General features: G+C 51.1%; 6 protein-coding genes and 1 pseudogene. 2 read left to right on the plus strand and 5 right to left on the minus strand.

From position 1 onward, the window contains the following. Positions 1 to 14 precede the first annotated feature (14 nt). Positions 15 to 1175, minus strand: coding sequence for a bifunctional diaminohydroxyphosphoribosylaminopyrimidine deaminase/5-amino-6-(5-phosphoribosylamino)uracil reductase RibD (ribD, locus tag ACT3RQ_RS16845; protein WP_444680929.1), 1161 nt, complete (start codon positions 1173 to 1175; stop codon positions 15 to 17). Beyond that, complete coding sequence (gene nrdR, locus ACT3RQ_RS16850) at positions 1175 to 1663, minus strand: transcriptional regulator NrdR (protein WP_172116157.1); 489 nt, start codon at positions 1661 to 1663, stop codon at positions 1175 to 1177. Before nrdR ends, ribD begins: the two co-directional genes overlap by 1 nt. Positions 1664 to 2090: 427 nt before the next feature. On the opposite strand from nrdR, the gene dsbG reads away from it, so the two are divergent. Beyond that, positions 2091 to 2915, plus strand: coding sequence for a thiol:disulfide interchange protein DsbG (gene dsbG, locus ACT3RQ_RS16855; protein ID WP_444638623.1), 825 nt, complete (start codon positions 2091 to 2093; stop codon positions 2913 to 2915). Positions 2916 to 3477: 562 nt separating this feature from the next. Continuing rightward, positions 3478 to 4479, plus strand: a complete 1002-nt coding sequence (locus ACT3RQ_RS16860) for a glycosyltransferase family 9 protein (protein ID WP_444680930.1) — start codon at positions 3478 to 3480, stop codon at positions 4477 to 4479. Between the two features lie 141 nt (positions 4480 to 4620). On the opposite strand, the gene glyA is transcribed toward ACT3RQ_RS16860, so the two are convergent. From glyA to ACT3RQ_RS16875, 3 genes and pseudogenes are all read right to left on the minus strand, one after another. Then, on the minus strand, positions 4621 to 5886 hold the full coding sequence (glyA, locus tag ACT3RQ_RS16865) for a serine hydroxymethyltransferase (protein ID WP_193055063.1): 1266 nt from the start codon (positions 5884 to 5886) through the stop codon (positions 4621 to 4623). 202 nt (positions 5887 to 6088) lie between these two features. Then, entirely contained in the window at positions 6089 to 7780 is a 1692-nt protein-coding gene (aspT, locus tag ACT3RQ_RS16870) for an aspartate-alanine antiporter (RefSeq protein WP_444680931.1), read from the minus strand. A gap of 77 nt (positions 7781 to 7857) precedes the next feature. Continuing rightward, a pseudogene (locus tag ACT3RQ_RS16875) lies at positions 7858 to 8794 on the minus strand (ornithine decarboxylase); the annotation flags it as partial.

Below are 8794 nucleotides of genomic sequence, written 5' to 3' on the forward strand. Positions count from 1 at the left end.
TATCGCCGCCTGCGCTAGTCGGGCTCTGGCGAGGCAATAATACGCCAATCTCGCCCTATCGCTCGTATATCATGAATGCTTAAACGCCGCTGATCCGCCATTTGTGAAAGCCCAGGTAGCGCAAAGAGCGGTTTTGCCTCACCCCCCAATAACGTGGGTGCCACAAAAAGTTGCAACTCATCCACCAACCTGGCATCCAGCAGCGCACCAGCGAGCGTGGCGCCTGTCTCCACCAGCAGCTCGTTGACCTGTTCGTTTTCAGCCAGCCAGCCAAGCAATTCGCCCAGCGGAAGACGCCCATCGCTCCCCGCCTCAAACACATGCACCTCTGCGCCAGCCGCCGTTAACTTGGCGCGTTTTTCTGGCGAGTGTGCAGGCGTGGTCATTATTAAGGTACGGCCAGGCTCACGTAAACAGGCCGCCGCTAAAGGCAGGCGCAAACGCGTATCCACAATAACGCGCAGTGGCTGACGTAACGCCACGATGTCAGCGTTCGCTACTTGCAGTTGATCAGCCCGCAGCGTCAACCGTGAATCATCCATAATGATCGAGTCAACGCCACTCAAAATAGCGCTCGAACGCGCGCGCAGGCGCTGAACATGGCTGCGCGCTTCAGGACCCGTTATCCACTGCGACTCACCCGACCCCATCGCTGTACGCCCATCCAAACTCATGGCCATTTTTAGGCGCACAAAGGGTCGTTTACGCTGCATACGAGCGATAAAACCAGGGTTTAACGCCCGTGCATCTTGCTCTAACAAGCCGATTTTCACGTCGATACCGGCTTCCCTTAGTAGCTCAATTCCTTGCCCACTGACCTGCGGATTAGGGTCGACCATGGCGACCACAACACGTGCCACCTGGGCGTTTTTAAGCGCCAACGCACATGGCCCTGTCCGCCCTGTATGAAAACAGGGCTCTAACGTGACGTAAGCCGTTGCCCCTTTGGCCTTGTCACCCGCGGTATTGAGCGCATGAACTTCCGCATGCGGCTCGCCCGCCCGCACATGAAAACCCTCCCCCACAATATGCTCGGGCTGGCCAGGCGACTGCTGTACAATGACGCAGCCTACGCGCGGATTAGGGTCAGTGGTATAAAGCCCTTGCCTGGCTAATTGCAAGGCACGCGCCATATAGCGGTGATCAGCGTCGCTAAACGCGGCAACGGTACTCATTACGTATCTTCCTTATCACGCTCCGATGGCAAAGAGGGCTCTTGGGAGAGACGATCAATTTCAGCGCGAAACTCGTCTATGTCCTGGAACTTACGATAGACCGAGGCAAACCGGATATACGCCACTTGATCCAGGTTGCTTAATGCCTGCATCACGGACTCACCAATATCACGCGCATTGATTTCACGATCGCCTCGGGCGCGCAGAGTTTGGCGAATACGCTCAACTGCCGCTTCAATAGCTTCAGCGCTGACCGGGCGCTTCTCTAAGGCGCGTAACATTCCGGCGCGTAGTTTTACTTCATTAAAGCTTTCGCGCGAGCCATCCGACTTTACAACTCTTGGCATCAAAAACTCTGCCGTTTCATAGGTAGTAAAGCGCTCCTGGCAACTGGCACACTGTCGGCGCCGACGCACCTGATCACCCTCCGCTACCAAACGCGAATCAGTCACTCGAGTATCATTAGCACCACAAAAAGGGCAATGCATAGCGGTCAACCTGTTGTCAGTCCGTGCTGTAAGCCGCACGAGTAAGCATGTTATAACCTGTTATCACTCACTGTTTTTCAAGACTGTTCTCAAACGCGTTTTCATCCATCAATCGACCCAAACGTTATGTCTGCAGCGTTTAAGCGCGGACCATGATGCAATAACAGCAGTGTCTAGCCCGTCATTGTAACGATTTGACACACACGCTGCATTGGTTCAATACATGGGATTAATGAATCCAGAAAACACAATGCATTGTATGCGCTACCGGCATCAACATGGCCACTTTTTCGTAGCGCGGCGTCTCTGTTTCAAGTGCTATGCCCCAATTCCAACAAACACCCCTCCGAGGTGTTTGTGTATGCTTCGGTGACAGGCTCTGATAGGTTAGCGTCACTTATTATGCTCCTTACGCAAGGATGTTGTGATGCCGCTTACCCTCCGTACGCTTAACGTCTCTTTTAAAAAACGCAATGCTTTTAAAACCTCCACAGCCCTCAGCGGCTTGCTACTGTTCGCAGGCTTCAACATCAGCCACGCTAACGCGCTGCCTGCACCGGTGCAGGCATTGGCCGACCAGGGCTGGGAAATTCATGGCCAGTTTGACGCGCCAGGTGGGCTAAGCGGTTTTGGTGCGAGCGCCCAAGGCCAAGAAATAGCCATTTATTTAACACCCGATGGTGAGCACGCGATTGTCGGCACGCTAACGGATCACCAGGGCGAGAACCTGACGGAAGCCCAACTGGACCAGCATGTCCGCGCAGTATTGGAAGCCGAAACATGGCAACTACTCGAAGATAGTCACTGGATACAGGATGGCAGCACCGAAGCCCCCAGGGTGGTATACACCTTCACGGATGCCAACTGCCCCTACTGTCAGGCATTTTGGAAGAAAACCCGCCCGTGGGTAGAAGCAGGCGAGGTACAGTTACGCCATATCATGGTGGGCATTTTAGCGCCTGATAGCCCTGCCAAAGCCGCCACGCTGCTGGCGGCTGATGACCCAAGTGCCGCCCTCAAGCGTCATGAAGAGGGGGAAGCAATAACAGCCAGCGCACAGCCCCGTGATATTGAAGAGCAGGTGTACACGAATAACCAGCTGTTTGACGCATTAGGACTTTACGCAACGCCCACCAGCGCTTTTCAGCGTGAAGTAGCCAGCGGCGTTATGCGCATTGACCGCATTCAAGGAATGCCGGAGGAAGCACAGCTACTCGAACTGATGGGTAGCCCAGCGCCAGAAACACAATAACTTAAGGGGTCGCATGAAAGTGCCTGAACGGTGAATTGGGGAGACACAGCCGCCCTAGACCTCAGCTAATCCCATAACAAAACGCCGAATAAAGCCTGCGCCTGCCTGAAGATCATGCCAGCCAGTATAAAACTATACATTGGCCTGATGGTCCAGCTGTACGGCATCATGCATTCGGGCCAGCGACAGATCACCAAGGCCACAGGTGTTCACAACAGCACAATTAGTCACGAGATAAAGCGTAACGGGCTGCCCAGTGGCTCTCACCCCAGTTGGCCCAATCGACCAGTAATCAGCACCTACGCACCGCTTGGAAAGTGACGAAGCGACTGTTAGGTCTGGTTCACTGGCCAACCTGGATAAATGGAGTCCTCAGCAAATCAGTAGTTTCATGACCAATGCCAACGAGTTAGCCCTTTCTCAACTAACTCTTTTTCAGAATGTGAATAACAGGTACCTTAACGCCTATCCATAGTGATCACTCGTTATTGGTCACCGAGCAAACGTCTTGCTTCTTTCACAGACAACGTCTGTTTTAATCGTTATTATCAGGCCCTGCAGTATGAAGATATGGAAAGATAAATCAGGTTATTTCAAGAAGAAATCACTACAGTGGGCCAACCAAACACGCCACGAGGATATCGAGCGTGTTTTAGTGATACGCCAATGTGCTTTTGGCGACTATATGGCGGCCCGCCCCTTTCTGGTTGAATTAAAAAGGACCTTTCCCAACGCGCACGTGACGCTGGCAACCACTAGTAAATATCGCTATGCCGTGCCTGAAGACCTGGTCGATGACATTTTCATCCATGACACATCAACCGGCATTCAAGAACAGTACACATCGCTTACAACGCTTGGTCAGTTCGATATTGTGTTTGACCTTGCGGATACCTCTCGCTCAAGGGCACTCACACTATTGAGCAGTGCGCATTTAAAAATGGGGTTTCCATATCGCCCCTGGTACAACCGCTGGCTGTATGACGTTACTCTTCCCCGCTCAAACTACCATTACGAAGCCGAGGTCTTACTCGACTTCTTAAGCGTATTCGGCAACCAGCCCTCATACCCGCTCGATTTTGCGCTGCCCGCTCACTCCCCAAGCGAGAGCGCTCGCGCTATCTACTACTTCCCCTTCGCGTCTGGAACCAATAAATCTGTTCCACAGGACGTATGGAAGGCGCTTATGTTACGCGCGGCCTCACAGTTTCCTGATTATCAGCATATTTTGCTGGAAGGGGCCAACGAGAGTGAAAAAGGGGATTTCCTGCTCACCGAGGCCGCGCAGCACGCCAACATTACGATCCAGCACAAACTCCCCCTGGAGGAGCTGACGCACACCATGGCCCAAGCAGATTTACTTGTTTGTGGCGATACGGGCGTAAGAAACCTGGCACTGGCCACGCACACGCCCACCTTAGGCATCTTTTATTCGACGCTGCCTTACCGCTATTGGCCCAGGTACGAGCCACAGCATACGTGTTTATTTAACCAGGATGGGCGCATCCCTGACGTTGATCAAATTCTCGAAGCGATGGCGTCGCTTATCCCCCACCCTGAGTAATCAGGCATCATTTCACTTTTACGCGTCGCTAAAACCAAAAGGCCTACACGATTTAACGTGCAGGCCTTTTTTCAAGCATGGCGTGAATTGGTGAGTCTTACGGACTAACCTGGTACTTCACGCAACCCCTTTATCACAACGTTACTTATAAACCGGGAAGCGGCCACATACTTCTGCCACTTTCTCTGCCACTTGGGCTTCAACGGCGCTAGTGTCTTCGCCTTTGGCCAGCACATCCAGGATGTCACTGATCCAGCCAGCAAGCTGACGGCACTCTTCTTCACCGAAACCACGTGTCGTCACCGCTGGCGTACCGATACGCAGGCCTGAGGTAACAAACGGGCTTTGCGGGTCGTTAGGAACGGCATTTTTGTTAACGGTGATATGGGCACGGCCTAGTGCCGCATCGGCATCTTTACCGGTCACGCCCTGCTTGATTAATGAGAGCAGGAACAGGTGGTCTTCGGTGCCGCCGGAAACGATATCAAAGCCGCGCTCCATAAACACACCGGCCATTACCTTGGCATTTTTAACGACCTGCTGCTGGTAGGCTTTAAACTCAGGCGACATGGCTTCTTTGAAGCAGACCGCTTTTGCCGCAATCGCGTGCATTAACGGGCCGCCCTGACCGCCGGGGAATACGGCAGACTGCAGCTTTTTCTCAATATCGGCATCGTTTTCAGCTGACAGAATCACGCCACTACGCGGGCCGCGCAGCGTTTTGTGTGTCGTTGAGGTAACCACGTGGGCATGAGGCAAGGGGCTTGGGTAAACGCCTGCCGCGACCAGACCCGCCACGTGTGCCATATCAACCAATAAGTAAGCGCCTACTTCGTCGGCGATTTCGCGGAATTTGGCCCAATCGACAATTTGTGAGTAGGCAGAGAAACCGGCAATGATCATTTTCGGCTTGTGCTCGCGGGCCAATTCAGCCACTTGATCATAATCGATCAGGCCTTGCTCGTTTAAGCCGTACTGAACCGCATTGTACTGCTTGCCTGAGAAGCTAGGCTTGGCACCGTGGGTCAAGTGACCGCCTGCGTCCAGGCTCATGCCTAAAATGGTGTCGCCCGGCTTAACCAGCGCTAAAAATACCGCGCTGTTGGCTTGGGAGCCGGAGTGCGGCTGAACGTTCACATAGGTTGCGCCAAACAGCTCTTTTGCGTAGTCAATCGCGAGGTTTTCAGCGATATCGACAAACTCGCAGCCGCCATAGTAGCGCTTGCCCGGATAACCTTCAGCGTATTTGTTGGTCAGCTGGCTGCCTTGCGCTTCCATTACGCGGGGGCTTGCGTAGTTTTCGGAAGCAATTAACTCAATGTGCGCTTCTTGGCGGGCCACTTCTTTCTGCATGGCGTCAAACAGCGCATCATCAAATCCGGCAATTGTCATATCGCGGCTGAACATTGGCGGGAAACCTCGTAGATAAGGATCGTTCATGAAAGAAATCAGACCGCTATCATAACGCAGCCGAACGCGACTTTCATCGCATCCGCGTCAGGTACTGCATGAATGCCGTTCATGGCGACTGGATGGCTTTTCTGGCTTAAGTGAATGAAAAATGCCCGCGCGGTGGTCTTGAACCGCGCAGGCATTATCAAACAGATGGTTATGATAATAATATAACGATAACCATGCCCCACAGTGTTAAAAACGTATTACTGACAGCGTAGGGCACCGTATACCCAAGCATGGGCACGTTGCTTTTGGCTTGTTCAGATACCATAGCGACAGATGCCGTGCTCGTTCTGGCCCCACCGCAGCAGCCAAGATTAATCGCAGGGTCGAAACAAAAAATATATTTACCAATCAATGGGCCGAGTACCATCGGGACAGCGGTTGCAAATAGCCCCCAGAAGAATATCTCGAAGCCGACCTGTTGAAGCCCAGCAACAAACGTGGGACCCGCCATAATGCCCACCACAGCAATAAATATATTCAAACCTACCGAGTTCATAAACCAAAGCGTTGCGCTTGGCACTGTACCGAGCTTCGGTATGAAACTACGTAACCACCCAATAAGAATACCCGCAATCAACGCGCCGCCCGAAACAGAAAGCGTAATTGGAATCCCATCGACAGGAACCGATATCGCACCAATTAAACCACCCAAAACGATACCGGCACCCACTAACACCATATCCGTAACACTGGTAGGACGGTCAGCAAAGCCGTATTCGCCAATTATGTCGTCAATATGTTTCTTCGTACCGTTAATAGTTACGATATCACCACGATGTATTTTAGTTTGCGCGTATAAAGGGATATCTACGCCCATTGAGCCTCGCCGAACACGTGTAACGTAAACACCTCGAGCCATAGGCTGCTGAGCAAGCTCAATAAGTTTTTTCCCATTTGCTTTTTTATTGGTAATAAAAACATCGACCGATTCAACAGGTATATTCAAAAGCTCTGGATCAGCGACTTCCTTAGCCCGATTGCTCCACTCTACTAACGCTTCATGATTACCTGAGACAGCAACAATATCGCCTACTTGTAAAACGGTATCGCCATCAAAGGGAATAATCTTTTCTCCACGGCGCAGGTTTTCCAGGAACAGGCGCCCATCAACACTGGCTTCTGCTTCTGATACCGTTTTACCGGCAATCAAGCCGGGCGTGGCAAGCTCATAAGCTCGAATGATGTATTTATGCCATGCGGAATGCATACCATCTTCGGAAGCGCCGACGGACATCTCTTTTTCGTAGCGCTTACACTCTTCCTGTAGGTTGATGCGTAAAAGCTTTGGCCCCAGAAAAGCGATGATCCACCCGGTGCCCACTGTTCCAAATAAATACGTAACGGCATACGCGACGGGGATAAGATCTAATTGCTGCTGAATTTCCTCCGGTGAAAGATCAAGCTGGCTTATCGCATTAGTCGCAAGGCCTATTGAGGCGGAGATAGTTTGTGTTCCTGCAAGCAAGCCTGCCGCCAAGCCCGGGCCATACCCTGAAATAGAAGCGGCAATATATACAGAAGCCAAGCACAGCATCGATATTACAATGGCAAAAAGTGCCTGGGGGAGCCCATCACTTGCAATACCGCGTACAAATTGAGGGCCAACACCAAACCCGACAGCAAAGAGAAACATAATAAAAAAGATAGATTTAATTTGTGGGGATATATCAATCCCTAGCTGCCCGATAAGCACCCCCGCCAGCAGTGTTCCCGTGACAGCGCCCAAGCTAAAATTACCAAGCTTAATCCCACCTACCCAGTAACCGATTGCCAAGGCTAAAAATATTGCTAGCTCCGGACTTCCTCTTAGAATAGCTACTACCCATTCCCAAGTCGCCATATCAAACAAGCTCCGCACGTTCGCCCCTTTCATCTATTCTGAAAGGGGCGTAGTCAAAGAAATACGTAGAAGAAATGTTAAGGGGTATCAGAAGAAGAAAGCTTTAAAAGCTGAAGACCTCTGCTGGCTTCATAGCCGTGCACCTCTTTAACATCCAGCTTGCGCATGAAAGATATTGTTTCTTTGCTGATAACTTGTCCTGGAACCAATATAGGGAAACCAGGCGGATAAGGGATTACCAGCTTCGCTGACACCATGGGCGGGCCATCTTGTAAACGACGGTCACATTCGTCGCTGAATAAACCGACATATTCGCAATTCTCGGGGCTCCAGCTTTTGAAAAATGCATCACGAATATCTCCCTCAACCGCTACACCTGCAACGTCGTTTCGGTATGTTTCGTGAAAGTAGCTAAAATTAGGCAGATCGGGCACATCACTCATCAAACTATAGACGCGTTCGTTAAAGCTTTTGTTGCCCTCTTCTCCTGAATGACTTAGTTTTTTCCCAAGTTCCGTTACAATTTCAAGTAAAACGTGTACCAGTTGAGCTACATCGCTTCTCGTATTATTGATATTGGTTTGCAAAAGCACTGAGTTACGTGATGTTTTGTTAACCTGAATTTCATATTTATCGGCCAGCAAACCCTTGAACTGTGTTCCATCGAACCCAGCTGTGCCGCAAATTAGAGTGATACGTGTAGGGTCCAAAAAGAATTCATCGTCGCGAATGGCGAGTACGGCATCGCTCCAGTTGATGCCTTGGGCCAAAAAGTCCTCAAAACCGCTCGAGCGAAATTCGCTCGGAATCATTTCATCGGCACCTAGTACGCGGAAGTATTTCGATATTAAGGGATGTTTATTAATTTGGTTGCGAATATCTAACGCCATTTGAATCGAATTACTGACTAACCCGTACCCCTCCAACTCCATTTGCCTGCGCGCAACGTCCATTGATGCAATTAGCTGCTGATTGGGGCTTGTTGTCGAATGCGTAAACACAGCTTCATGCAGC

It is taken from the genome of Halomonas sp. AOP43-D1-4 (assembly GCF_052446175.1).
Lineage (GTDB): Bacteria > Pseudomonadota > Gammaproteobacteria > Pseudomonadales > Halomonadaceae > Vreelandella > Vreelandella citrativorans.